General features: G+C 63.9%; 1 protein-coding gene. It reads left to right on the top strand.

The features are described from left to right. Nucleotides 1–84: 84 nt before the first annotated feature. On the top strand, nucleotides 85–485 hold a 401-nt coding region (locus EN939_RS37450), incomplete at its 3' end, for a F0F1 ATP synthase subunit B (protein ID WP_127272155.1).

The following is a 485-nucleotide window of genomic DNA, read 5'->3' as shown; positions in this document are numbered from 1 at the left end:
CTTCTGGCCCTGTTCGGCTGAGCACTCGGGAAGATTGGACAGGCCGGCCGCGCGAGCGGCGGGCCCGAATTTCGGGGATAGTCCATGTTCGTGACATCTGCCTTTGCGCAAGAGTCCGCGCCATCAGCCGATACCAGCCACGCTGCTACGGAAGGCGACACGCATTCCAGCACCGGTGTGCCTGCTGAAGCGCATGGCACGTTTCCGCCATTCGATCCGGCGACGTTCCCGTCGCAGCTTCTGTGGCTGGCGATCACCTTCGGGCTGTTCTATCTCTTCCTGAAGCGGGTTGTGATGCCGCGCGTCGGCGGCATCATCGATGTCCGCAACGATCGCATCACGCAGGATCTCGATCAGGCGGCCAAGTTGAAGGGCGAGGCCGACGCTGCCGTTGCTGCCTACGAGCAGGAACTGGCGGAAGCCAAGACCAAGGCCAACGCGATCGGCCAGCAGGCCAACGACGCGGCTAAGGCCGAGGCCGACAC

The sequence above is a fragment of the Mesorhizobium sp. M7A.F.Ca.CA.002.05.1.1 genome, from assembly GCF_003998335.1.
Lineage (GTDB): Bacteria > Pseudomonadota > Alphaproteobacteria > Rhizobiales > Rhizobiaceae > Mesorhizobium.
This window is presented reverse-complemented; position numbering and strand designations above follow the sequence as displayed.